Annotated in this window: 20 protein-coding genes; 7 read left to right on the top strand and 13 right to left on the bottom strand. The window is 62.1% G+C overall.

What is annotated here, in order from left to right:
* Nucleotides 1-8: 8 nt before the first annotated feature.
* Nucleotides 9-1,916 (bottom strand): ATP-dependent zinc metalloprotease FtsH, encoded by a 1,908-nt coding sequence (gene ftsH / locus H618_RS0111050; RefSeq protein WP_028695126.1) that lies wholly within the window; start codon nt 1,914-1,916, stop codon nt 9-11.
* Nucleotides 1,917-2,120: 204 nt separating this feature from the next.
* Nucleotides 2,121-2,747, bottom strand: coding sequence for a 23S rRNA (uridine(2552)-2'-O)-methyltransferase RlmE (gene rlmE, locus H618_RS0111045; protein WP_028695125.1), 627 nt, complete (start codon nt 2,745-2,747; stop codon nt 2,121-2,123).
* Nucleotides 2,748-2,849: 102 nt separating this feature from the next.
* Here rlmE and H618_RS0111040 point away from each other — a divergent pair, with 102 nt between their 5' ends.
* Nucleotides 2,850-3,158 carry a YhbY family RNA-binding protein gene (locus H618_RS0111040; protein WP_028695124.1) on the top strand — a complete coding sequence of 103 codons (309 nt, stop codon included), beginning with the start codon at nt 2,850-2,852 and terminating at the stop codon, nt 3,156-3,158.
* Nucleotides 3,159-3,170: 12 nt separating this feature from the next.
* On the opposite strand, the gene H618_RS0111035 is transcribed toward H618_RS0111040, so the two are convergent.
* The 8 genes from H618_RS0111035 to grpE form a co-directional block, all read right to left on the bottom strand.
* Entirely contained in the window at nt 3,171-3,620 is a 450-nt protein-coding gene (locus H618_RS0111035; RefSeq protein WP_081673762.1) for an MFS transporter, read from the bottom strand.
* Nucleotides 3,598-4,080: a transcription elongation factor GreA gene (gene greA / locus H618_RS0111030; protein WP_081673761.1), complete on the bottom strand. Its 483-nt coding sequence runs from the start codon at nt 4,078-4,080 to the stop codon at nt 3,598-3,600. Before greA ends, H618_RS0111035 begins: the two co-directional genes overlap by 23 nt.
* Nucleotides 4,077-7,298 (bottom strand): carbamoyl-phosphate synthase large subunit, encoded by a 3,222-nt coding sequence (gene carB, locus H618_RS0111025; protein WP_028695121.1) that lies wholly within the window; start codon nt 7,296-7,298, stop codon nt 4,077-4,079. Before carB ends, greA begins: the two co-directional genes overlap by 4 nt.
* Before the next feature lie 107 nt (nt 7,299-7,405).
* Nucleotides 7,406-8,542 (bottom strand): glutamine-hydrolyzing carbamoyl-phosphate synthase small subunit, encoded by a 1,137-nt coding sequence (carA, locus tag H618_RS0111020; RefSeq protein WP_028695120.1) that lies wholly within the window; start codon nt 8,540-8,542, stop codon nt 7,406-7,408.
* Between the two features lie 229 nt (nt 8,543-8,771).
* A complete protein-coding gene (gene dapB / locus H618_RS0111015; protein WP_028695119.1) occupies nt 8,772-9,578 on the bottom strand; it encodes a 4-hydroxy-tetrahydrodipicolinate reductase in 807 nt (268 codons plus the stop codon).
* Nucleotides 9,579-9,593: 15 nt separating this feature from the next.
* Complete coding sequence (gene dnaJ, locus H618_RS0111010) at nt 9,594-10,718, bottom strand: molecular chaperone DnaJ (RefSeq protein ID WP_028695118.1); 1,125 nt, start codon at nt 10,716-10,718, stop codon at nt 9,594-9,596.
* A gap of 215 nt (nt 10,719-10,933) precedes the next feature.
* A complete protein-coding gene (dnaK, locus tag H618_RS0111005; RefSeq protein ID WP_028695117.1) occupies nt 10,934-12,859 on the bottom strand; it encodes a molecular chaperone DnaK in 1,926 nt (641 codons plus the stop codon).
* Nucleotides 12,860-12,961: 102 nt separating this feature from the next.
* A complete protein-coding gene (gene grpE / locus H618_RS0111000; protein ID WP_028695116.1) occupies nt 12,962-13,519 on the bottom strand; it encodes a nucleotide exchange factor GrpE in 558 nt (185 codons plus the stop codon).
* Between the two features lie 191 nt (nt 13,520-13,710).
* Between grpE and recN the strand changes: the two genes are divergently transcribed.
* Nucleotides 13,711-15,384 (top strand): DNA repair protein RecN, encoded by a 1,674-nt coding sequence (recN, locus tag H618_RS0110995; RefSeq protein ID WP_028695115.1) that lies wholly within the window; start codon nt 13,711-13,713, stop codon nt 15,382-15,384.
* Between the two features lie 72 nt (nt 15,385-15,456).
* Here recN and fur read toward each other — a convergent pair whose 3' ends face one another.
* Entirely contained in the window at nt 15,457-15,861 is a 405-nt protein-coding gene (gene fur, locus H618_RS0110990) for a ferric iron uptake transcriptional regulator (RefSeq protein ID WP_028695114.1), read from the bottom strand.
* Nucleotides 15,862-15,958: 97 nt separating this feature from the next.
* On the opposite strand from fur, the gene H618_RS0110985 reads away from it, so the two are divergent.
* A complete protein-coding gene (locus H618_RS0110985) occupies nt 15,959-16,492 on the top strand; it encodes an outer membrane protein assembly factor BamE (protein WP_028695113.1) in 534 nt (177 codons plus the stop codon).
* A gap of 73 nt (nt 16,493-16,565) precedes the next feature.
* Here H618_RS0110985 and H618_RS0110980 read toward each other — a convergent pair whose 3' ends face one another.
* Nucleotides 16,566-17,009 carry a type II toxin-antitoxin system RatA family toxin gene (locus H618_RS0110980; RefSeq protein ID WP_028695112.1) on the bottom strand — a complete coding sequence of 148 codons (444 nt, stop codon included), beginning with the start codon at nt 17,007-17,009 and terminating at the stop codon, nt 16,566-16,568.
* A 163-nt stretch (nt 17,010-17,172) separates the two neighbouring features.
* Here H618_RS0110980 and smpB point away from each other — a divergent pair, with 163 nt between their 5' ends.
* Nucleotides 17,173-17,655: an SsrA-binding protein SmpB gene (smpB, locus tag H618_RS0110975; protein WP_028695111.1), complete on the top strand. Its 483-nt coding sequence runs from the start codon at nt 17,173-17,175 to the stop codon at nt 17,653-17,655.
* A 66-nt stretch (nt 17,656-17,721) separates the two neighbouring features.
* Here the strand turns inward: smpB and H618_RS0110970 are convergent, their stop codons facing one another.
* Nucleotides 17,722-18,489, bottom strand: a complete 768-nt coding sequence (locus tag H618_RS0110970; protein ID WP_028695110.1) for an FCD domain-containing protein — start codon at nt 18,487-18,489, stop codon at nt 17,722-17,724.
* A 254-nt stretch (nt 18,490-18,743) separates the two neighbouring features.
* On the opposite strand from H618_RS0110970, the gene H618_RS0110965 reads away from it, so the two are divergent.
* From H618_RS0110965 to H618_RS0110955, 3 genes are all read left to right on the top strand, one after another.
* Nucleotides 18,744-20,414 (top strand): lactate permease LctP family transporter, encoded by a 1,671-nt coding sequence (locus tag H618_RS0110965; protein WP_028695109.1) that lies wholly within the window; start codon nt 18,744-18,746, stop codon nt 20,412-20,414.
* Between the two features lie 62 nt (nt 20,415-20,476).
* Nucleotides 20,477-21,622 (top strand): FMN-dependent L-lactate dehydrogenase LldD, encoded by a 1,146-nt coding sequence (gene lldD, locus H618_RS0110960; RefSeq protein WP_028695108.1) that lies wholly within the window; start codon nt 20,477-20,479, stop codon nt 21,620-21,622.
* Between the two features lie 73 nt (nt 21,623-21,695).
* On the top strand, nt 21,696-24,509 hold the full coding sequence (locus H618_RS0110955; RefSeq protein WP_028695107.1) for an FAD-binding and (Fe-S)-binding domain-containing protein: 2,814 nt from the start codon (nt 21,696-21,698) through the stop codon (nt 24,507-24,509).
* Nucleotides 24,510-24,542: the final 33 nt, after the last annotated feature.

Genomic DNA, 24,542 nt, shown 5'->3' with positions numbered 1-24,542 from the left:
AGTGAACCTTAGTGGTGGGCAGCAGGGCCGCCAATCGGAGACTCCGGACGATCGCCCTGGGGCGCCGCGCTGCCCGAATCACCGGCATCGTTGTCCCAGTCCCGCGGTTCGCGAGGAGTGCGACCGGACATGATGTCGTCGATCTGATCCGAGTCGATGGTCTCGTACTTCATCAAGGCATCGGCCATGGCATCGAGCTTGTCGCGATTCTCGATAAGAATCTGCTGCGCCGTGGCGTAGCACTGGTCGATGATGCTGCGCACTTCCAGGTCGATCAGCTTGGCGGTATCGCCAGAGACGCTGGCCTGCTGCGAACCGGCACTGCGACCGAGGAACACCTCGCCCTCTTCCTCTGCGTACATCAAAGGACCGAGCTTCTCCGACAGACCCCACTTGGTGACCATGTTTCGGGCGATCTGGCTGGCACGCATGATGTCGTTGGATGCGCCGGTGGTGACACCGTCGAAGCCGAGGGTCATTTCTTCAGCGATACGGCCGCCGTACAGCGAGCAGATCTGGCTGATCAGTGCGCGCTTGGACAGGCTGTAGCGGTCTTCCTCGGGCAGGAACATGGTGACACCCAAGGCACGCCCACGAGGAATGATGGATACCTTGTACACCGGGTCGTGCTCAGGAACGACACGACCGACGATGGCATGGCCTGCCTCGTGATAGGCGGTGTTACGTTTTTCCTTCTCGGACATGACCATGGTCTTGCGCTCGGCGCCCATCATGATCTTGTCTTTGGCCAGTTCGAATTCCTTCATTTCCACGAGGCGCTTGCCATTTCGCGCTGCGAACAGCGACGCCTCGTTGACCAGGTTGGCAAGGTCGGCACCGGAGAAACCGGGCGTGCCGCGTGCAATCACGGCAGGGTTGACGTTCTCACCCGCCGGCACCTTGCGCATGTGCACCTTGAGGATCTGTTCGCGGCCACGGATATCCGGCAGACCGACCACCACCTGGCGGTCGAAGCGGCCGGGACGCAGCAGCGCCGGATCGAGCACATCGGGACGGTTGGTCGCGGCGATGACGATGATGCCATCGTTCATCTCGAAGCCGTCCATCTCTACCAGCAACTGGTTGAGGGTTTGTTCACGCTCGTCGTGACCACCACCCATGCCGGCGCCGCGGTGACGGCCGACCGCATCGATTTCGTCGATGAAGATGATGCACGGGGCGTGCTTCTTGGCTTGTTCGAACATGTCGCGGACACGGCTGGCGCCGACACCGACGAACATTTCGACGAAGTCAGAACCGGAAATGGTGAAGAACGGCACCTTGGCTTCACCCGCGATGGCCTTGGCCAGCAGGGTTTTACCGGTACCGGGCGGGCCGACCATCAGCACGCCGCGAGGGATGCGACCGCCCAGGCGCTGGAACTTGCCAGGATCACGCAGGAACTCGACCAGCTCGCCCACTTCTTCCTTGGCTTCGTCGCAACCGGCCACGTCGGACAGGGTCGTCTTCACCTGATCCTCCGACAACAGGCGCGCCTTGCTCTTGCCGAAGCTCATCGGCCCGCCCTTGCCGCCAGCGCCACCCTGCATCTGGCGCATGAAGAACATGAACACCGCGATGATGACCAGGATCGGGAAGCTGGCAACCAGCAATTGCGTCCAGATGCTCTGCTGCTCTGGCTGCTTGCCTTCGATGACCACGTTGTTGTCGACCAGATCACCGATCAGGCCATTGTCGGCGATGGCCGGACGGATGGTCTTGAAGGTATCGCCGTCAGAACGCTTGCCGCTGATGACTGCGCCATCTACGGTGACGCGCTCGACCTTACCGTCCTTGACCTGCTGGATGAAGTCGGAATAGTTGAGGGTCTGCGGCTCGTTCGGGCTGGAGAAGTTGTTCATCACCGTTACCAAAACGGCGGCGATGATCAACCACAGGATCAGATTCTTTGCCATGTCGTTCAATTAGCTACCCTCTGAGGTCGGCGCACGACGCAGCCGTGCCTCGCATGATATACAGCGCCCTAACTTACTACATTACCTACGCATCCGCAGGTGCCGTCTGTAACCCTTTGTGAACTCAAGACTACACGAAGTTCGGACATTCCTGACGCAGCGGCCGATTGGAAAAAACTATCGTCAACCGCGCAGGGCGCCTGCTCACGCCCCTTTGAAACCCTTGCCAAGCAGGTATTGCTCGCGGGAGCGATCCCGCGATGAAGACGGCTTGCGCATCTGCACTTTGTCGAACTTGCTGCGCACGTCCTTGAGGTAGGCATCGAAGCCTTCGCCCTGGAAGATCTTGATCAGGAAGTCACCACCCGGGCGCAGTACCCGGCCCGCCAGGTCCAGTGCCAGCTCGCAAAGGAACATGGCCCGCGGCATATCGACTTCCGGCGTACCACTCATGTTGGGGGCCATATCGGAAATCACAAGGTCGACGTGCGAATCACCGACCGCCTCGAGAATTTGCTGAAGCACCGCATCCTGGGTGAAGTCGCCCTGGATGAAGGTGACGTCAGGGATGGAGTCCATCTCCAGAATGTCAGAAGCAATCAGCCGGCCTTGCCCACCAATCAGACGACTGGTCACCTGCGACCAGCCACCTGGCGCAGCGCCCAGGTCGATCACGCTCATGCCGGGGCGAATGAGACGGTCCTTTTCCTGGATCTCCAGCAGTTTGTAACTGGCGCGCGAACGGTAACCGTCTTTCTGCGCCTGTTTGACGAAAGGATCGTTGAAATGCTCTCTCAGCCAGTTCTGGCTGCTTTTGGAACGTTGCGCCACGGGGCACCTCGATGATATGCGTCGTGATTGACTGGGCGCAGCTACGGGCCCTCGGGTAAAATGCCGGTCAATTTTACAGAATCAGACGAAAAGGGTCAGATTATGCCGCTCAATAACGAGCAGAAGAAGCAGTACAAATCCATTGGTCATGACCTCAAGCCGGTTTTGATCATCGCCGGCAATGGCCTGAATGAAGGCGTAGCCGCCGAGCTGGAACGCGCCCTGGCTGACCACGAGTTGATCAAAGTGGAAATTCGCTCGGAAGATCGTGAAGAGCGCGCGGCCACCATCGCCGAGCTGTGCAAGGTAGGCCGGGCCGAACTGGTGCAGACCATCGGCAAGAAAGCCCTGATCTACCGCAAGAACCCGCAGCCGAACAAACAGCTGTCCAACATTCACCGCTACAAGTAACGGTGATGACGGTCAGCGGCGCAGAATCTGCGCCCTGACCGGGACCGGCTGGGCCACCAGCACGATGCCGGAGAAGCCCAGCACCAAAAAGCAGAACATCTGCCAGCGTTCACCCACCGAGATGCCGTAGCGCAACGTGTAGTAACTCACGCACGCCCCCAGCCCCAGCAGTAGCATCTGCCCGCGAAACTGTCGCCACCAGGCGCTCAGTCCCTCTACCCTCGCCAATACAGCCAGCTGCGTGAGCAGCCCGAGCAGCGCCACGCCGATCAACCAGCGGTCGATCTGCGCAGCGATGTCCTGCACCAGCAACGGCGCCAAGCCCGACACCTTGAGCGCAGGCACCAGCCCGACGTGGAACACCCACAAGCCGCCGACCCAGAATACCTGGGCCAGCTGCCAGAGGATCCCCTCGAGGGAAGGCGCCCGCAGGCGCCGGTCAGATGTGTTTGACTTCGACAATCTCGTACTCGACCGTACCGTTCGGCGTCTTCACGACAACCGTGTCACCTTCTTCCTTGCCAATGATGGCGCGGGCGATCGGTGCACCGCTCGACAGCTTGCCTTTCTTCACGTCAGCTTCATCCTCGCCAACGATCTGATAAGTCACCTGATCACCGGTTTCGGTGTTTTCCAACTCGACGGTGGTGCCGAAAATGACCTTGCCGGTATGAGCGATGGTGGTCACGTCGATTACTACAGAGTTCTGCAGGCGACCTTCGATATCACGAATGCGCGCCTCGACCATGCCCTGCTCTTCACGGGCAGAATGGTACTCGGCGTTTTCCTTGAGATCGCCCAGCTCGCGGGCTTCACCAATCGCCTGACTCAGACGAGGACGCTCGGTCTTGGTCAGATGAAGGTGCTCCGCTTCCAGGGCGCGAGCGCCCTGGACGGTCATTGGATATTTGGTAATGCTCATGCTTTCAATCCTGCATGCAGATCCTGCAAGCGGCGAACGGTCTTTTCAGGACCAAACTTCAGCGCTTCACAGATGGCTTCACCCGCCGCGATGGTAGTCGTGCAGTAGATCTTGTGCTGCAACGCATTGCGACGAATCGAGTAGGAATCGGCAATCGACTGGCGACCTTCGGTGGTGTTGATGATCAGCGACACTTCGTCGTTCTTGATCATGTCGACCACATGCGGACGCCCTTCGGTGACCTTGTTGACACGACGCACCTTCAGGCCAGCAGCCTCGATGACCTTGGCGGTACCGGCAGTGGCGACCACATCGAAGCCCAGCGCGATCAGATCACCGGCAACGGCGGCCACTTGTGGCTTGTCGTCGTCGCGCACGCTGATGAACGCGGTACCGCCGGTGGGCAGCACTTCGCTGGCACCCATCTGGGCCTTGGCGAACGCTTCACCGAAGCTGTCGCCAACGCCCATCACTTCACCGGTCGATTTCATCTCTGGGCCGAGGATCGGGTCGACCCCTGGGAACTTGGCGAACGGGAAGACGGCTTCCTTGACGCTGTAGAAGTTCGGGATGATTTCTTCGGTGAAGCCGATTTCCTTGAGGGTTTTGCCGGCCATGACGCGGGCAGCAATCATCGCCAGCGAGGTACCGATGCACTTGGACACGAACGGCACGGTCCGCGAGGCACGCGGGTTGACTTCGATCACGTAGATCTTGTCGCCTTGCAGCGCCAACTGGACGTTCATCAAGCCGACCACGCCCAGCTCCAGGGCCATTTTCTTGACCTGGTCGCGGACTTCGTCCTGCACATGGGCCGGCAGCGAGTACGGCGGCAGCGAGCAGGCCGAGTCACCGGAGTGAACACCGGCCTGTTCGATATGCTGCATGATCGCGCCGATGACAACGTCGGTACCGTCGCAGACAGCGTCCACGTCCATCTCGATGGCGCAATTGAGGAAGTGGTCGAGCAGGACCGGGCTGTCGTTCGACACCTGGACCGCTTCGCGCAGGTAGCGCTTGAGTTCGTCCAGTTCGTAGACGATTTCCATGGCGCGACCGCCCAGCACGTACGAAGGACGCACCACCAGCGGGTAGCCGATGCCACCGGCAGCGCGAATGGCTTCTTCTTCACTGCGAACAGTGGCGTTTGGCGGCTGCAGCAGGTTCAGGCGCTGCACCATCTGCTGGAAACGCTCGCGGTCTTCAGCACGGTCGATGGCGTCAGGGCTGGTACCGATGATCGGCACGCCTGCTTCTTCCAGAGCACGGGCCAGCTTCAGCGGAGTCTGGCCGCCGTAGTGGACGATAACGCCCTTGGGCTGCTCGACGCGGCACACTTCCAGCACGTCTTCCAGGGTCAGCGGCTCGAAGTACAGACGGTCGGAGGTATCGTAGTCGGTGGAAACGGTTTCCGGGTTGCAGTTGACCATGATGGTCTCGTAGCCGTCTTCACGCAGCGCCAGCGCAGCGTGCACGCAGCAGTAGTCGAACTCGATACCTTGGCCGATACGGTTCGGACCACCGCCGAGGATCATGATCTTGTCACGGCCGGTCGGCTTGGCCTCGCACTCTTCCTCGTAGGTCGAGTACAGGTAGGCGGTGTCGGTGGCGAACTCGGCGGCGCAAGTGTCGACGCGCTTGTACACCGGGAACACTTCCAGCTTGTGGCGGTGACGACGCAGGTTCTTGTCGGTGATGCCGAGCAGCTTGGCCAGACGCTGGTCAGAGAAACCCTTGCGCTTGAGGCGCAGCATCAGGTCTTTGTCGATGGCGGTGAGGGCCAGGGTCTTGACCTTCTCTTCATCCTTGATCAGGTCTTCCATCTGCACCAGGAACCACATGTCGATGCCGGTGAGGTCGAAGATCTCTTCGCAGGTCATGCCCGAACGCATGGCGTCGGCGACGTACCAGATACGCTCGGCGCCCGGTACGGTCAGTTCGCGCTTGAGGATGCTGGCAGCTTCCGGGCTGGCCAGGTCGACTTTCGGGTCGAGGCCGCAGGCGCCGACTTCCAGGCCACGCAGGGCTTTCTGCAGCGATTCCTGGAAGGTCCGGCCAATGGCCATGACTTCGCCCACGGATTTCATCTGCGTGGTCAGACGCGCGTCGGCCTTGGGGAATTTCTCGAAGGCGAAGCGTGGCAGCTTGGTGACCACGTAGTCGATGGACGGTTCGAAGGACGCCGGCGTACGGCCGCCGGTGATGTCGTTCTGCAGCTCGTCGAGGGTGTAACCAACGGCCAGCTTGGCGGCGATCTTGGCGATCGGGAAGCCGGTGGCCTTGGAGGCCAGCGCCGAGGAACGCGACACGCGGGGGTTCATCTCGATGACGACCATCCGCCCGGTGTCCGGGCAGATGCCGAACTGGACGTTGGAGCCGCCTGTTTCCACACCGATTTCACGCAGCACCGCCAGCGAGGCGTTGCGCATGATCTGGTATTCCTTGTCGGTCAGGGTCTGGGCAGGAGCCACGGTGATCGAGTCACCGGTGTGCACACCCATCGGGTCGAAGTTCTCGATGGAGCAGACGATGATGCAGTTGTCCTTCTTGTCGCGGACCACCTCCATCTCGTATTCCTTCCAACCGATCAAAGATTCGTCGATCAGCAGCTCCTTGGTCGGCGACAGGTCCAGGCCACGGGCGCAGATTTCTTCGAATTCTTCACGGTTGTAAGCGATGCCGCCGCCGGTGCCGCCCATGGTGAAGGACGGACGGATGATGCACGGGAAGCCGAGCTTCTCGAGCACCGCGTTGGCCTCTTCCATGCTGTGGGCGATGCCGGAGCGCGGGCATTCCAGACCGATGTCCTTCATGGCCTTGTCGAAGCGCGAGCGGTCTTCGGCCTTGTCGATGGTGTCGGCATTGGCGCCGATCATTTCCACACCGAACTTCTCGAGCACGCCATGGCGCTCGAGATCGAGCGCACAGTTCAGTGCGGTCTGGCCGCCCATGGTCGGCAGCACGGCGTCGGGGCGTTCTTTCTCGATGATCTTGGCCACCGACTGCCATTTGATCGGCTCGATGTAGGTGGCGTCGGCCATGGCCGGGTCGGTCATGATGGTGGCCGGGTTGGAGTTCACCAGGATGACGCGGAAACCTTCCTCGCGCAGGGCCTTGCAGGCCTGGGCGCCGGAATAGTCGAATTCGCAGGCCTGGCCGATCACGATCGGGCCAGCGCCGAGAATCAGGATGCTTTTGATGTCTGTACGTTTTGGCATGGTTGTCACTCAAATCCGCGGGTCAGTCGGCAAGCCGTCTTGAACAATCTTGGGTCAGGCGCTGCCGGACACGACGCAAGTCGGTCCGGGGCCTCGAAGCAGGATGCTCAGCGGCGCTTGGCCATGGCATCGATGAAACGATCGAACAGCGGCGCGACGTCGGTCGGCCCTGGGCTGGCTTCAGGGTGACCCTGGAAGCTGAAAGCGCTCTTGTCAGTGCGCTCGATGCCTTGCAGGGTGCCATCGAACAGCGATTTGTGGATCGCTCGAACGTTGCCCGGCAGGGTCGCTTCATCGACGGCGAAGCCGTGGTTCTGGCTGGTGATCATCACCACACCGGTGTCCAGGTCCTGGACCGGGTGGTTGGCGCCGTGGTGGCCGTGACCCATCTTCACGGTCTTGGCGCCGGAAGCCAGGGCCAACAGCTGGTGACCGAGGCAGATGCCAAAGACCGGAATCTCGGTTTCCAGCACGTCCTTGATCGCCTGGATGGCATAGTCGCAAGGCTCGGGATCACCAGGGCCGTTGGACAGGAACACGCCATCGGGGTTGAGCGCGAGCACTTCACTGGCCGGGGTTTGCGCCGGCACGACAGTGACGCGGCAGCCGCGGGCGACCAGCATGCGCAGGATGTTCAGCTTCACGCCGTAGTCGAAGGCCACCACGTGATACGGCAGCTCGGAGGCTTCCAGGGTCGGGTGACTGTCGGTCTTCAGGCTCCAGACGCTGGAGCGCCACTCGTAGCGCTCTTTGGTGGACACCACTTTGGCCAGGTCCATGCCCTTGAGGCCCGGGAAACTGCGGGCGGCGGCGATGGCGGCTTCTTCGCTGATGTTGTCACCGGCCAGGATGCAACCGTTCTGAGCGCCCTTCTCACGCAGGATTCGGGTCAGGCGACGGGTGTCGATACCGGCGATGGCCACGACGTTGTTGGCCTTCAGGTAATCAGGCAGCGACTGCTTGTTACGCCAGTTGCTGGCCAGCAGTGGCAGGTCACGGATGACCAGGCCGGCCGACCAGACGCGATCGGATTCGGCATCTTCCGGGGTAGTGCCGGTGTTGCCAATGTGCGGGTAGGTCAGGGTAACGATCTGCTGGGCGTAGGAAGGGTCTGTAAGAATTTCCTGGTAGCCGGTCATAGCGGTGTTGAACACCACCTCTCCGACGGTCTGTCCGTCGGCACCGATGGCTTCACCGCGAAAAATGCTGCCATCGGCAAGGGCGAGTATGGCTGGCTTAGTCAAGAAGACCTCCCGTAAAAAAAGCCTGGAAAGGGCGATCGCAGGTTGCAAAAAAGCGGAGTGACGTATGGACACGTCACCCCGCTTCTATGCTGAATTATTCTGCGCGCTTTTAGTGAACACACTAAAGCTGCAGCTTACAGAAAAAGTGCTTTTTGGTCTACGGGGAGGGGAACTAAAACTGATGCAAAGTTGTAGGAGCGACCAGGCCGGCCGCCCCTGCAACGCTCGTTCAGTGCAGCTCGAGCACATCCTGCATGTCGTACAGCCCCGCCTCACGCCCATCCAGCCACAGCGCGGCACGCACCGCGCCCTTGGCGAAGGTCATGCGGCTCGAGGCCTTGTGGGTGATCTCGACCCGCTCACCCTCGGCAGCGAACAGCACGGTGTGATCGCCCACCACGTCGCCGGCGCGAACCGTGGCGAAGCCGATGGTCTGGCGCTCCCGCGCACCGGTCTGGCCTTCACGACCATACACCGCCACCTCGCGCAGATCGCGACCCAGCGCCTGCGCCACCACCTCACCCATGCGCAGCGCAGTACCGGACGGCGCGTCGACCTTGTGCCGGTGATGCGCTTCGAGAATCTCGATGTCGACATCATCGCCCAGCACCCGCGCAGCGGTGTCGAGCAGCTTCAGGCAGAGGTTCACGCCCACGCTGAAGTTGGCTGCGAAGACAATCGGAATGTCCTTGCCCGCCTCGACCAGCAGCTGTTTTTCCTGCTCGCTGAAGCCAGTGGTACCAATCACCATGGCCTTGCCGGCCTTGCGGCAGAAGGCCAGGTTTTTCAGGGTCACCGACGGGTGGGTGAAGTCGATCAATACATCGAACTCGTCCACCACCTTGGCCAGATCATCGGAAACAGGCACGCCGATACGGCCCAGGCCCGCCAACTCACCAGCGTCGGCATTGACCAACGTGCTGTCAGGACGATCGATGGCGGCGGTCAGTCCAGCCTTCGGCGCCTGCTGCTGAACGGCCTCGACCAGCACCTTACCCATGCGCCCGGCGGCGCCCATCACTGCAATACGTCGCATAGCTTGATTCCTTTGTCAGAGGTCGCCGAAGAAGCGCTTCACACCTTCGAACCAGCCACTGGCCTTGGGCGAATGCGAGCTGTCGCCTTCCAGCGAATCACGCAGTTCTTCGAGCAGTTCGCGCTGGCGACGACTGAGGTTGACCGGGGTCTCGACCGCCACACGGCACAACAGATCGCCCGCACCACCACCGCGTACCGGCGCCACGCCCTTGCCGCGCAGACGGAATTGCTTGCCGGTTTGCGTACCTTCAGGGATGCGCAGCTTGACCCGACCATCGAGGGTCGGCACTTCCAGCTCGCCACCCAGGGCAGCCTCGGTGTAGCTGATCGGCACTTCGCAGTACAGGTGCTTGCCGTCGCGCTGGAAGATCGCGTGCTCGCGCACACTGATCACCACGTACAGATCACCGGTAGGCCCACCGTGAGCACCGGCTTCGCCTTCGCCGGACAAGCGAATGCGGTCACCGGTATCGACCCCTGGCGGCACTTTGACCGACAGCGTCTTGTATTCTTCGACACGGCCTTCGCCGTGGCACGCCGGGCACGGATCGGTGATGATCTTGCCCTGGCCATGGCAGCGCGGGCAGGTCTGCTGCACCGAGAAGAAGCCTTGCTGCATGCGTACCTGACCAATACCGCCACAGGTCGGGCAGGTGCTTGGCGTCGAGCCTTTCTTGGAACCCGAACCATCGCACGGCGTGCAGTTGACCAGTGTCGGCACACGGATACTGACGGTGGTGCCGCGCACGGCTTCTTCCAGGTTCAGTTCCAGCGTGTAGCGCAGGTCGCTGCCGCGCTGTGCGCCACCGCGTCCGCCGCCACGGCCGCCACCGCCGAAGAAGTCGCTGAAGACATCGCCGAAGATGTCGGAGAAGTTGGCGCCGCCAAAGCCCTGGCCACCGCCCGCGCTCTGATCGACGCCGGCATGACCGTACTGATCGTACGCGGCACGCTTGCTCGCATCGGACAGCACTTCGTAGGCCTCGTTGGCCTCTTTGAAGGAGTCTTCAGCTTCTTTGTCCCCAGGATTGCGGTCGGGGTGGAACTTCATCGCCAGGCGGCGATAGGACTTCTTGAGATCGGCTTCACTGGCGCCGCGCTCGACACCCAGAACCTCGTAATAATCACGCTTTGCCATAAGTCATTTGCACTCTTGAGGGCGTTCGGCAAACCTCTGCGCAGATCGCGCCGTGCCGCAAGCAAGCACCTGCCGCCACGTACTTAAGCGCCCAGACAGATGCTGTAAAAAATTCTCGTATTCCAGACACGCCAACGCGGGAGCAAGCCCCCGCGCGGCGACATCCTATCAGCTCACCGCCCGCAGGCGGTGCGCTGACCGACAACTTGCAGGGATTACTGCTTGTTGTTGTCTTTCACTTCTTCGAACTCGGCGTCGACCACGTCGTCATGCTTGGCCTCAGGCTCTGCCTGCTGCGCGCCGCCCTGAGGCTGCTCGCCCTGCTGCTCGGCGTACATCTTCTGAGCGACAGGTGCAGAGACCTTGGACAGCTCTTCGACCTTGGCGTCGATCTCTGCCTTGTCGGTGCCTTTGACAGCCACTTCCAGCGCTGCAACCGCAGCTTCGATGGCGCTCTTCTCGTCAGCGCTGACCTTGTCGCCAGCATCAGCGACCATCTTGCGAGTCGAGTGCACCAGCGCATCACCCTGGTTGCGGGCAGCGGCCAGTTCTTCGAACTTGCGGTCTTCCTCGGCGTTGGCCTCGGCATCACGCACCATGCGGTCGATTTCGTCGTCGGACAGACCGGAGTTGGCCTTGATCACGATCGACTGGGTCTTGCCGGTTGCCTTGTCTTTGGCGCCGACGTGCAGAATGCCGTTGGCGTCGATGTCGAAGGTCACTTCGATCTGCGGCACACCGCGCGGTGCTGGCGGAATATCGGCCAGGTCGAACTTGCCCAGCGACTTGTTCTGCGCCGCTTGCTTGCGCTCACCCTGCAGCACGTGGATGGTCACCGCGCCTTGGTTGTCATCGGCCGTGGAGAACACCTGCGACTTCTTGGTCGGAATGGTGGTGTTCTTCTCGATCAGCGCGGTCATCACACCGCCCATGGTTTCGATACCCAGGGTCAGCGGGCTGACGTCGAGCAGCAGAACGTCTTTGACATCACCGGCCAGAACGGCGCCCTGAATCGCAGCACCCATGGCCACGGCTTCGTCCGGGTTGACGTCCTTGCGTGCTTCCTTGCCGAAGAAGTCGGCAACCGATTTCTGCACCAGCGGCATACGGGTCTGGCCACCGACCAGAATCACGTCGTTGATCTTGCTGGCGTCGATACCGGCATCTTTCAGTGCGATGCGGCAAGGCTCGATGGTGCGCTTGACCAGATCTTCGACCAGCGATTCGAGCTTGGCGCGGCTGATCTTGACGTTCAAGTGCTTCGGACCGCTTGCATCGGCAGTGATGTACGGCAGGTTGACGTCGGTCGACTGGGCCGAGGACAGCTCGATCTTGGCTTTTTCGGCAGCTTCTTTCAGACGCTGCAGGGCCAGGGGATCGTTCTTCAGGTCCATGCCGGACTCTTTCTTGAACTCGTCGACGAGGTAGTCGATCAGGCGCATGTCGAAGTCTTCGCCACCCAGGAAGGTGTCGCCGTTGGTAGCCAGTACTTCGAACTGGTGCTCGCCGTCGACTTCAGCGATTTCGATGACCGATACGTCGAAGGTACCGCCGCCCAGGTCGTAGACGATGACGGTGTGGTCACCCTTGGCTTTGTCCATGCCGTAGGCAAGGGCGGCAGCGGTCGGCTCGTTGATGATGCGCTTGACGTCGAGACCGGCGATGCGACCGGCATCCTTGGTGGCCTGACGCTGGCTGTCGTTGAAGTAGGCCGGAACGGTGATCACCGCTTCGGTAACAGCCTCGCCGAGGTAGTCTTCGGCGGTCTTCTTCATCTTCTTCAGGACTTCGGCGCTGATTTGCGGCGGCGCCATTTCCTTACCGGAGGCTTCGACCCAGGCGTCACCGTTGTTGGCCTTGACGATTTTGTAAGGGACCAGCTTGATGTCTTTCTGCACGACATCTTCTTCGAAGCGACGGCCGATCAGACGCTTGACCGCGAACAGGGTGTTCTGCGGGTTGGTCACTGCCTGACGCTTGGCCGACTGACCGACGAGGATTTCGCCGTCATTGGCGTAAGCGACGATCGACGGCGTGGTGCGCGCGCCTTCGGCGTTTTCGATGACCTTGACCTTACCGTTTTCGAGGATGGAGACGCACGAGTTGGTGGTCCCCAGGTCGATACCGATGATTTTGCCCATGTTTACTCTCCCGAAACTTGAATTAGGTAGCAGCGACTAGCTCTGGCCAACTGCGGAAATACTTGAAGGCTTGACACCTAAATGGGGATGCCCTGACAGATTTCAAGCCTTTTCATCGATAGAAGGTTGAGCGGCTGTCGGCGCCTTGCTGACCACGACCATGGCAGGGCGCAGCAGGCGGCCATTGAGCAGGTAACCTTTCTGGAACACCTTGAGCACGCTGTTCGGCTCGACCTCGGCGCTCTCTTCCATGGCCATCGCCTGGTGATGTTCGGCGTTGAACGGCTCACCGTGCGGGTCGACGGTTTCGAGGTTATAGCGCTTGAGCGTGTCGCTGAACATTTTCAGGGTCAGCTCGATGCCGTCACGCATCGGCTTGATGGCTTCATCGTTGGCGCTCGACAACTCCAGACCGCGCTCCAGGCTGTCGATCACCGGCAGCAGGTCGGCGGCGAACTTCTCGAGGGCGAACTTGTGCGCCTTCTCGACATCCTGATCGGCACGCCGGCGAACGTTCTGCAGGTCGGCCACGGCACGCAGCGATTGATCCTTGGCGGCGGCCAGCTGCTCCTCGAGCTCCAGCACTCGGGCATCGGCGGTGTTTTCTGCACCGGCCTGCTCGACGTTGAGGTCTTTTTCGTTCAGCTGTTCGTCAGCCATCGGTTCTCTCCTGGGCAATTTGTGTTCTTCGAGCAGGGCTCGACGGTCTGCTGGCTATATGGGGCCGGAAAAATCACCTTCAAGGGCTGACGTTACCAGGATTGCCCCAGCGCACCGACGAACAGGGCATTGTCAGGCCCTGGAATAACACTGTATAAATAACCAGACCTGACACTCGGGAGCAGCCCCCCATGCTGGTGCATCTTTCCATTCGCAACTACGCCATCGTCGAACACCTCGATCTCGAGCTGGCGCGCGGTATGTCGGTGATCACCGGCGAAACCGGCGCGGGCAAGTCGATCATGCTCGATGCCCTGGGGCTGGCCCTAGGTGACCGTACCGACAACGGCGTGGTACGACCGGGCGCCGACAAGGCCGACATCCTCGCCACCTTCGACCTGGTCGACATTCCGGAAGCCGCAAGCTGGCTGGCCGACCGTGACCTCGAGCATGACGGCCCGTGCATTCTGCGCCGGGTCATCACCGCCGAGGGGCGCAGCCGCGGCTATATCAATGGCACGCCCTGCCCGCTTGCAGATCTCAAGGCCCTGGGCGAGCTGCTCATCGATATCCACAGCCAGCACGAACACCAGTCGCTGCTCAAGGCCGACACCCACCGCCGCCTGCTCGACGAATATGCCGGCGCCATCGATCTTGCCCGCCAGGTTCAGCTGGCCGCGCAACGCTGGCGCCAGACTCGCCAGGAGCTCGAGCGCCTGTCCAACTCAGGCGACGAGCAGCGCGCCCGCCAGCAATTGCTCAGCTACCAGCTCGAAGAACTGGACAACCTCGGCTTGGGTGAACACGAGCTCGAGCAAATCGAGCAGGAACACAAGAACCTCACCAACGCCGAAGCCCTGTTCGGTATTTGCCGCCAGGTCATCGACCAGTGCAGCGAAAGCGACTCGGGCAATGTGCTCAGCGCACTGACCAGCAGCCTCAATCGCCTGGGCGCCGTGTCCAACGCGCCGCATGCACTGGGCGAAGCGGTGAATCTGCTGTCGAGCGCGCAAATCCAGGTCGAAGAAGCCGTCGGCGAGCTCAACCGCTTCCTCGACAACTTCGATGCCGATCCTGCGCGGCTACAGTCTCTGGAAGAACGTCTCGACACTATTTATACCCTCGCTCGCAAACACCGCGTCCACCCCACCGAACTGCCGCACCTGCAGCAGCGGTTGCTGGAGGAACTCGAGGGGCTCAATGCCAGTGACGAATCCCTCGAGCGCCTGGGCGAAGAACTCGCAGCCTTCGCCAAGCACTATCAGGAAAAGGCCAAGCAACTGAGTGAGCTACGTGCCACTGCAGCGGTGCAGCTGGCGGGGGCGGTCGAGCAAGAGATTCAGCGCCTGGGCATGCCCGGCGGGCGCTTTCGCATCGAGCTCACGCCTTTGGGCAACCACGATCTGTCGCCCCATGGCCTGGAGCAGATCGAACTTCTGGTCAGTGCCAACCCTGGGCAGCCCCTCAAGGCATTGGCCAAGGTGGCGTCTGGCGGCGAGCTGTCGCGTATCAGCCTGGCGATCCAGGTCATCACTGCTCAGACTTCGCGCATCCCGACCCTGGTGTTCGACGAGGTGGATGTCGGGATTGGCGGGCCTACCGCCGAAATCGTCGGCCAGCTGCTGCGCCGCCTTGGCGAAAGGGGCCAGGTGCTGACCGTCACCCACCTGCCGCAAGTGGCCGCACAAGGGCATCACCATCTGTTCGTGCATAAAGTGCGCAAGGATGACAGCACCCATACCGCCGTGGCGCACCTGGGCCGGCGTGAGCGTGTCGAGGAAGTGGCGCGCATGCTTGGCGGCATCGACCTGACCAAGGAATCCCTGGCCCATGCGCGCAAGATGGTGGTCACCGGTAAAACCTGAACAGCCACCTACCCGCACAAACAAAAACGGCGACCTTGAAGGTCGCCGTTTTTGCAGGTAACGACTAGCTCGTTACTTCTTCTTACGTACGTACAGGACCAGATTGTGGTCCACCAATTCGTAGCCATGCTCGGCCACGATCTCACGTTGACGACGCTCGATTTCAGCATCCATGAACTCGATGACTTCGCTGGTTTCCACGTTGACCATGTGGTCGTGGTGGCCACCGTCCGCCAGCTCGAATACCGCATGACCGCCGTCGAAGTTGTGGCGAACCACCAGACCCGCTGCTTCGAACTGGGTCAGGACGCGATACACGGTTGCCAGACCGACATCCTCGCCAGCCTCCATCAGTGCCTTGTAAACGTCTTCAGCACTCATGTGACGCTGCTCGGCGGAGTCGAGCATTTGAAGAATCTTCACTCGAGGTAGAGTCACCTTGAGACCGGCTTTGCGCAATTCGCTATTTTCAACCATGGTCAGCTTTCTCGCCGATGCTGCTTCGCAGCTTCTCTTAATACGGGTATGATCGGGGTTTACGTTGTCCAGCCAAGATAGTGGAAGTCGCCCACCGATGCAAAACACCAAGCTCTTGCTAACCAGCCTCACCCTCGTGGGACTGCTCGCACTCGCCGGTTGCTCGTTTCCCGGGGTTTACAAAATCGACATCCAGCAGGGCAATGTCGTCACGCAGGACATGATAGACCAATTGCGGCCGGGAATGACCCGACGGCAAGTGCGGTTTATCATGGGCAACCCCCTGCTCCAGGACACCTTCAATACCAATCGCTGGGATTACCTCTACAGCCTTCAGCCTGGCGGCGGTAAGCGCCAGCAAGAGCGCATGAGCATCTTCTTCAACGAAAGCGATCAACTCGTCAGCCTGTCGGGCGACTTCATGCCAGGCGTGAGCCGCGACCAGGAGATCCTCGGCGGCGGCAGCGAAACCAGCGTCAGCCCAGGCACCGAGCAGACGCCATCCGCACCTGATGCACAGGAACGGCCGGCCAAGCCAGGCTCTGTGGAAGAGTCGATCCAGCGCGAAATCGACGATGTCGAGACCACGCCGGTGCCGACTCCGGCGCCGCTGGAAACAGCGCCGCAGTAAGCACAAAAAAACCGCTCCTTGAGCGGTTTTTTTTCGTCTTGACGGTGAGCGATCAGCTATCGCTCAAGCCCGCTCAACTGCCTGCACCATGCAGTTGCTTGGCCCGCTGGCAGAACGCATCGACCAGGGTGTTGGCAGCCTGGTTGAACAGCGGCCCCAGGGTGGCGCGAATGATCGGCCCGGCATAATCGAACGACAGATCGAGGCTGATCTTGCAGGCTTTCTCGCCCAACGCCTTGAACACCCACACGCCATGCAGCTGGGTGAACGGCCCTTCCTCAAGGTTCATTTCGATGGACTGCCCCGGCACCAGCACATTGCGCGTCACGAACTGCTGGCTGACTCCGCCCTTGGCCACTTCCAGCTTGGCGCGCATATGGGTTTCGCTGGCTTCGAGCACTGTCGACGCCGAACACCAGGGCAAAAAATCGGGGTAGCTGGCGACATCGTTGACCAGATCGTAAAGCGCCTGGGCAGGATACGGCAGCAGGGCGGAGCGTTGAATATGGGTAGTCATCCAGGCGTCACTTCCAAGGCTGGGCGGCGGCACTTCGCAGCATGCCGATAACGGGTTCTGCGTAGAGAACAGTGCCTGCATTGTCCGGTATTCATTGCAGTGGCTCAAGCACACCGAAATCCCGTAGCCGACCGCGCAATGACTTGCCTATAATGCCGCCCCTATGGCTAAACAAAAGAAACATCCGACCGGGACCATCGCGCAGAACAAGAAAGCGCGTCACGACTACTTCATCGAACACAAATTCGAGGCCGGGCTGGTCCTGTCCGGTTGGGAAGTAAAGAGCCTGCGGGCCGGCAAGGCACATCTGGTAGACAGCTACGTGCTGCTCAAGGATGGCGAAGCCTGGCTGTTCGGCAGCCACATCACCCCGCTGACCACCGCCAGCACCCACGTCATCGCCGACCCGATGCGCACCCGCAAGCTGCTGCTCAACAAGCGCGAACTCGAGCGCCTGGAAGCAGCCGTGGCGCAGAAAGGCTACACCTGCGTGGCCTTGGCGCTGTTCTGGAGCAAGCACCTGATCAAGTGCGAGATTGCCCTGGGTAAAGGCAAGAAGGAGTTCGACAAGCGCGACACCGTGCGCGAACGCGACTCCAACCGCGAACTGCAGCGGGCAGTGCGCAACAAGGGCAAGGAAGACTAAAGGTCAGCCTGAAAAGCCTGCCGCCGCCCGGCGGGCTTGCCTGCTCTTCAACCTATTCCCCTCACCTCAACGCCCGTTGCGCCGCTCGGCCCGCGCCACGCGCTGCGCCTCTAGCTGAGCCTCGGCCAGCACCTCCTGCACATACATGATGTGCCGACTCGACACCTCCCGCGCCTCATCCGCTCGACCGTCCATGATCGCCTGATACAACTCACGGTGCTGCCCGATCAGCATGTCGCGGGTTTCCGGGCGCTGCTGATACATGCCACCGATGTTGGTCACCACGTTGCGCTTGAGCAGGTCGAACAGGCCGCGAATGGTGTGCAAAAGCACCGCGTTATGGCTGGCTTCGGCAATCGCCAGGTGGAACCGCGCATCGGCAACGCCCTCCTCGGCGCGGCTGACCTCATCGACCCGGGTGTAGCAATCCTGCAAGGTGGCAAAGGCGGCAGTAAGACGCTCGCGATCAGGCCCCGTGGCCCGCTGCGCGGCGTAGTAGGCACATGACGCCTCAAGGGTGTGGCGAAACTCCAGCAAATCGCGCTGGGCATCGCCGTTGCGCTCGAGCAGTTGCAACAGCGGGTCACTGAAGGTCGAGCCCAGCGATTCAGCGACGTAGTTACCGCCGCCCTGACGACTGATCAACAACCCCCGCGCCACCAGTTTCTGAATCGCCTCACGCAGCGACGGACGCGATACGCCGAACTGCTCGGCCAGTGCGCGCTCGGCCGGCAAACGCTGCCCTGCACTGAGCGTGCCCTCGAGAATCATTCCCTCAAGACGCTCGACGATATCGTCGGACAGGCGCCGTTGGCGGACCTGATCAAAAACCATCACATGCTCTCCACAGACTCCGGGCTGATCCCGAAGCGCTCTATTCTCGCCGATCCGCCGGCTGACCACACTCGGCAGATGAGGAAATTCTGCACCTGGCAGCGCGCCATTCATCGGCATGCGACCAAAGTTGGCGGCGAGACAAATTGACACACCCACGAGGAGGCTTTTAACCTAGCGACCAGCCATTGTAGATTGGTATTACCAATTACCCAATGCCATTGCTGACCAACAACAATTAGGGGTTTCCCCATATGCAAACTTGGCAACAAATCTACGCCCCACTGGGCAGTCTCGGCCTGTCTGCCCTGGCCGCTGTCGTCCCGATCATCTTCTTCTTCCTGGCGCTGGCGGTGTTCCGCCTCAAAGGACACGTGGCCGGTAGCATCACCCTCGGCCTGTCGATCCTGATTGCCATCTTTGCCTTCAACATGCCTGCCGACATGGCCTTCGCCGCTGCTGGCTACGGTTTCATGTATGGCCTGTGGCCGATCGCCTGGATCATCGTCGCGGCGGTGTTCCTCTACAAACTCACGGTCAAGAGCGGCCAGTTCGAGGTCATCCGCAGCTCGGTGCTGTCGATCACCGACGACCAGCGCCTGCAAGTGCTGCTGATCGGCTTCTGCTTCGGTGCGTTCCTTGAAGGCGCCGCCGGCTTCGGTGCGCCGGTGGCGATCACCGCCGCCCTGCTGGTGGGCCTGGGCTTCAACCCGCTGTACGCTGCGGGCCTGTGCCTGATCGCCAACACCGCGCCAGTGGCGTTCGGCGCCCTGGGCATTCCGATCATCGTCGCCGGCCAGGTCACCGGCATCGACGCCTTCCACATCGGGGCCATGACCGGCCGCCAGCTGCCGTTGCTGTCGCTGTTCGTGCCGTTCTGGCTGGTGTTCATGATGGACGGCGTTCGCGGCGTGAAAGAAACCTGGCCTGCTGCACTGGTGGCCGGCCTGAGCTTCGCCGTGACCCAGTACTTCACCTCCAACTTCATCGGCCCGGAACTGCCGGACATCACCTCGGCCCTGGCCAGCCTGATTGCCCTGACCCTGTTCCTCAAGGTCTGGCAGCCCAAGCGCTCGATGACCCAGGCCCAGGGCAGCAGCGCCGCCGCGGTGCTGAGCGTCGGTGGCAGCCAACCTACGCCGTACAGCTTCGGGGCAATCTTCAAAGCCTGGTCGCCGTTCCTGATCCTCACCGTGCTGGTGACCATCTGGACCCTCAAGCCCTTCAAGGCGGCTTTCGCACCGGGCGGGGCGATGTACAACTTCGTGTTCAACTTCGCCATCCCGCACCTCGATCAACTGGTGATCAAGACCGCGCCGATCGTCACCACTGCCACGGCCATGCCGGCGGTGTTCAAGTTCGACCCGATCTCGGCCACCGGTACGGCGATCTTCATTTCCGCGCTGCTGTCGATGTGGGTACTCAAGGTCAGTGTAAAAACTGGTCTTACCACTTTGAAAGAGACCCTGTGGGAGCTGCGCTGGCCTATTCTGTCCATCGGCATGGTGCTGGCCTTCGCCTTCGTCACCAACTACTCCGGCATGTCGTCGACCATGGCCCTGGTCCTGGCCGGCACTGGCGCGGCGTTCCCGTTCTTCTCGCCGTTCCTCGGCTGGCTGGGCGTGTTCCTGACCGGTTCCGATACCTCGTCCAACGCCCTGTTCAGCTCGTTGCAGGCCACCACCGCGCACCAGATCGGCGTCAGCGATACCCTGCTGGTGGCGGCCAACACCAGTGGCGGCGTGACCGGCAAGATGATCTCGCCGCAATCGATTGCCGTCGCCTGCGCTGCCACCGGCCTGGTCGGCAAGGAATCGGACCTGTTCCGCTTCACCGTCAAGCACAGCCTGTTCTTCGCCACCATCGTTGGCCTGATCACTCTGGTTCAGGCCTATTGGCTGACCGGCATGCTGGTCCAACACTAAAGTGAAAGGGACCGGGCGCTCGTCAGCGCCCGGTGTCCCGGCCACCCACGCTGCGAGAAACCATGATCATTTCCGCCTCCACCGACTACCGCGCCGCGGCCCAGCGCAAGCTGCCGCCCTTCCTCTTCCACTACGCCGACGGCGGTGCGTACGCCGAGTACACCCTGCGCCACAACGTCGAAGACCTGGCCAGCATTGCCTTGCGTCAGCGCGTGCTGAAGAACATGTCCGAGCTGAGCCTTGAAACCCAACTGTTCGGCGAAACCCTGAGCATGCCCGTGGCCCTGGCCCCGGTCGGCCTGACCGGCATGTACGCCCGCCGCGGTGAAGTGCAGGCCGCACGCGCTGCGGCTGCGCATGGTATTCCGTTCACCATGTCGACAGTGTCGGTGTGCCCGATCGAAGAGGTGGCCCCGGCCATCAATCGGCCCATGTGGTTCCAGCTCTACGTGCTCAAGGACCGCGGCTTCATGCGCAACGCCCTCGAGCGGGCCAAGGCCGCCGGGGTCAAGACCTTGGTGTTCACCGTCGACATGCCAGTGCCCGGCGCCCGCTACCGCGACGCCCACTCAGGCATGAGCGGCAGCAACGGCCCACTGCGGCGCATGCTGCAAGCCATGACCCACCCACAATGGGCGTGGGACGTCGGCGTCATGGGCCGCCCGCACGATCTAGGCAATATTTCCACTTACCGCGGCAACCCCACCGGCCTTGCCGACTACATCGGCTGGCTGGGCAACAACTTCGACCCGTCGATCTCGTGGAAAGACCTGGAATGGATTCGCGACTTCTGGGACGGCCCGATGATCATCAAGGGCATTCTCGACCCGGATGACGCCCGCGATGCGGTGAAGTTCGGCGCCGATGGTATCGTCGTCTCCAACCACGGCGGCCGCCAGCTCGATGGCGTGCTGTCCAGTGCCCGCGCCCTGCCGGCGATTGCCGATGCGGTCAAAGGCGAGCTGAAGATTCTGGCGGATTCGGGTATTCGCAGTGGCCTCGACGTCGTGCGCATGATCGCCCTCGGCGCCGACAGCGTGCTGATCGGCCGCGCCTTCCTTTATGCACTGGCCACCCACGGCGAAGCCGGCGTCGCCAACCTGCTGCAACTGTTCGAAAAAGAAATGCGTGTGGCGATGGTGCTGACCGGCGCCAAATCGGTCAGCGAGATCACCCGCGACTCGCTGGTGCGCGAACTCAGCGCCTGAGGCGCTCGCCTGTTTACTGCCTGATTGTCGGGACATGCAGCGCGTCAGACGCTGCAGCCCGCGAGGAGACTGCATGACCCTGCCCGCCTCGTTCCTGCGCGATGCCGCGCACGTGATTCCCGCCGCCCGCCGCTTCGACGACGCCACCTCGACCCTGGCCTTCGGCACCGACGCCAGCTTCTACCGGCTGATTCCCAAGCTGGTGGTGCGCGTCGAATCCGAGGACGAAGTGGTGGCGCTGCTCAAGCTGGCCCAGCGCGACCGCGTGCCGGTGACCTTCCGCGCCGCGGGCACCAGCCTCTCGGGCCAGGCCATCAGCGACTCGGTGCTGATCGTGCTCGGCGACAACTGGAACGGCCGCGAGATCCGCAGCCAAGGCACACAGATCCGCCTGCAACCGGGCGTCATCGGCGCCCAGGCCAATGCCTGGCTGGCCCCCTACGGACGCAAGATCGGTCCCGATCCCGCCTCGATCAACGCCTGCAAGATCGGCGGCATCGTCGCCAACAACGCCAGCGGCATGTGCTGCGGCACCGCGCAGAACACCTACCACACCCTCGCCGGCCTGCGCCTGGTGCTGGCCGACGGCACCCGGCTAGACACCGAAGACCCAACCAGCGTCGCCGCCTTCGAGCACAGCCACCCGGCGCTGCTCGCCGAGCTGGCCCGCCTGGGCCGCGAGACCCGCGCCAACACCGAACTGGCCGAGCGCATCCGGCACAAATACCGGCTGAAAAACACCACAGGTCTGTCGCTCAACGCACTGGTGGATTACGACCAGCCGCTGGATATCCTTCAACACTTGCTGGTGGGTTCCGAAGGCACCCTGGGCTTTATCAGCGCCGTGACCTACGACACCGTGCCCGACCACCCACACAAGGCCAGCGCCCTGGTGGTGTTCCCCAGCGTGGAAATCTGCTGCCGCGCGGTGCCAGTGCTCAAGCGCCAGCCGGTGTCGGCGGTGGAATTGCTCGACCGCCGCAGCATGCGCTCGGTGCAAGCCATGCCGGGCATGCCGGTGTGGGTCAGTGGGCTATCCGACGGTGCCTGCGCGTTGCTGATCGAGTCACGCGCCGCCACCCAGAGCCTGCTGCACGAGCAGTTGGCGCAGATCACAACGTCGATTGCCGAGTTTCCGGTCGAGCAACGGGTCGACTTCAGCGAAGACCCGGTGGTCTACAACCAGCTGTGGAAAATTCGCAAAGACACCTTCCCCGCGGTCGGCGCGGTGCGTCAGACCGGCACCACGGTGATCATTGAAGACGTCACCTTCCCCGTCGAACAACTGGCCGAGGGCGTCAATCGCTTGCTGCAACTGTTCGACAAGCACCACTACGCCGAGGCGATCATTTTTGGCCACGCCCTGGAAGGCAACCTGCATTTCGTCTTCACCCAAGGCTTCAACAGCGCCGCCGAAATCGCCCGCTATCAAGCGTTCATGGACGATGTTGCGCAGCTGGTGGCGGTGGAGTTCGGCGGCTCACTGAAGGCCGAGCACGGCACCGGGCGCAACATGGCGCCCTTCGTCGAGCTGGAATGGGGCGCCGATGCCTACCGACTGATGTGGGCGCTCAAACGCCTGCTCGACCCCCACGGCATCCTTAACCCGGACGTGGTGCTCAGCGAAGACCCCGATATCCACCTGAAGAATCTGAAACCGCTGCCCGCCGCTGACGACATCGTCGACAAGTGCATCGAATGCGGCTTCTGCGAACCGGTGTGCCCGTCCAAGGGCCTGACCCTCAGCCCGCGCCAGCGCATCGTCATGTGGCGTGACATCCAGGCGCGCAGTCGTGCCGGCGAAGACACCCGCGAGCTGCTGCACAATTACCAATACCAAGGCATAGACACCTGCGCCGCCACCGGCCTGTGCGCCCAGCGCTGCCCGGTCGGCATCAACACCGGCGAGCTGGTGAAGAAGCTGCGCAGCCAGGCCGCCGAGCACGGCAAGACCGCCGACTGGCTGGCCGACCACTTCAGCACCGCCCTGCGCGGCGCGCGCCTGACCCTGGCCGCCGCCAACGGCGCCCGCAAGCTGCTCGGCGCGCCACGCCTGGCACGCTGGAGCGCCCGCCTCAAGCAGGCCAGCAACGGCGCGCTGCCGAACTGGACCCCGGCGATGCCACAACCGCTGCGCCCCATCCAGTTCAACGCTGCCAGCCTCGATACCCGGCCACGGGTGGTGTACCTCGCCGCCTGCGTATCGCGTGTGATGGGCCCGGCCTTCGCCGACCGCGAACAAAGCTCGCTGCTCGACAAGACCCGCACGCTGCTGGAAAAAGCCGGGTACCAGGTGGTGTTCCCCGAGCAGGCCGACAGCCTCTGCTGCGGCCAGCCATTCGCCTCCAAGGGCTACGCCGAACAGGCTGAACACAAACGCCAGGAAATGATCGCCGCCCTGCTCCAGGCCAGCCGCGGCGGCCTCGACCCGATCTACTGCGACACCAGCCCCTGCACCCTGCGCCTGGTGCAAGACCTCGGCGACACCCGCCTCGACCTGTACGACCCAGTGCGCTTCATCCGCACCCACCTGCTCGAGCGCCTGACCTTCACCCCCCAGGCCGAGCCCATCGCCGTACACGTCACCTGCAGCACCCAGCACCTGGGCGAAAGCCAGGCCCTGATAGACCTCGCCCGCCGTTGCAGCAGCAACGTGGTGATCCCCGAAGGCATCCACTGCTGCGGCTTCGCCGGCGACAAAGGCTTCACCACCCCCGAGCTGAACGCCCACTCCCTGCGCAGCCTGAAAGACGCCGTGCAGCATTGCAGCGAAGGCATCTCCACCAGCCGCACCTGCGAGATAGGGCTGTCGAGCCACAGCGGCATCGATTATCACAGCCTCGTTTACCTGGTCGACCGCGTCACCCAGGCCAAGGCCCCCGCCTAATCGCCATACAAAGGCCAGCATGCGGATGGAACC

The sequence above is a fragment of the Pseudomonas cremoricolorata DSM 17059 = NBRC 16634 genome (assembly GCF_000425745.1).
In the GTDB taxonomy this organism is placed as follows: Bacteria; Pseudomonadota; Gammaproteobacteria; order Pseudomonadales; family Pseudomonadaceae; genus Aquipseudomonas; species Aquipseudomonas cremoricolorata.
Note: the sequence above shows the minus strand (reverse complement) of the source record. Positions and strands in the feature narration are given on the sequence as shown.

Excerpts from the sequence above, each read along its gene's own strand:
- greA (WP_081673761.1), bottom strand. The coding sequence starts at position 4,080 with ATGAGCATTACCAAATATCCAATGACCGTCCAGGGCGCTCGCGCCCTG.
- H618_RS0110965 (WP_028695109.1), top strand. The coding sequence starts at position 18,744 with ATGCAAACTTGGCAACAAATCTACGCCCCACTGGGCAGTCTCGGCCTG.
- grpE (WP_028695116.1), bottom strand. The coding sequence starts at position 13,519 with ATGGCTGACGAACAGCTGAACGAAAAAGACCTCAACGTCGAGCAGGCC.
- H618_RS0111040 (WP_028695124.1), top strand. The coding sequence starts at position 2,850 with ATGCCGCTCAATAACGAGCAGAAGAAGCAGTACAAATCCATTGGTCAT.
- H618_RS0110985 (WP_028695113.1), top strand. The coding sequence starts at position 15,959 with ATGCAAAACACCAAGCTCTTGCTAACCAGCCTCACCCTCGTGGGACTG.
- smpB (WP_028695111.1), top strand. The coding sequence starts at position 17,173 with ATGGCTAAACAAAAGAAACATCCGACCGGGACCATCGCGCAGAACAAG.
- dapB (WP_028695119.1), bottom strand. The coding sequence starts at position 9,578 with ATGCGACGTATTGCAGTGATGGGCGCCGCCGGGCGCATGGGTAAGGTG.
- dnaJ (WP_028695118.1), bottom strand. The coding sequence starts at position 10,718 with ATGGCAAAGCGTGATTATTACGAGGTTCTGGGTGTCGAGCGCGGCGCC.
- recN (WP_028695115.1), top strand. The coding sequence starts at position 13,711 with ATGCTGGTGCATCTTTCCATTCGCAACTACGCCATCGTCGAACACCTC.
- fur (WP_028695114.1), bottom strand. The coding sequence starts at position 15,861 with ATGGTTGAAAATAGCGAATTGCGCAAAGCCGGTCTCAAGGTGACTCTA.
- H618_RS0110955 (WP_028695107.1), top strand. The coding sequence starts at position 21,696 with ATGACCCTGCCCGCCTCGTTCCTGCGCGATGCCGCGCACGTGATTCCC.
- H618_RS0110980 (WP_028695112.1), bottom strand. The coding sequence starts at position 17,009 with ATGACTACCCATATTCAACGCTCCGCCCTGCTGCCGTATCCTGCCCAG.
- dnaK (WP_028695117.1), bottom strand. The coding sequence starts at position 12,859 with ATGGGCAAAATCATCGGTATCGACCTGGGGACCACCAACTCGTGCGTC.
- ftsH (WP_028695126.1), bottom strand. The coding sequence starts at position 1,916 with ATGGCAAAGAATCTGATCCTGTGGTTGATCATCGCCGCCGTTTTGGTA.
- H618_RS0110970 (WP_028695110.1), bottom strand. The coding sequence starts at position 18,489 with ATGGTTTTTGATCAGGTCCGCCAACGGCGCCTGTCCGACGATATCGTC.
- lldD (WP_028695108.1), top strand. The coding sequence starts at position 20,477 with ATGATCATTTCCGCCTCCACCGACTACCGCGCCGCGGCCCAGCGCAAG.
- carB (WP_028695121.1), bottom strand. The coding sequence starts at position 7,298 with ATGCCAAAACGTACAGACATCAAAAGCATCCTGATTCTCGGCGCTGGC.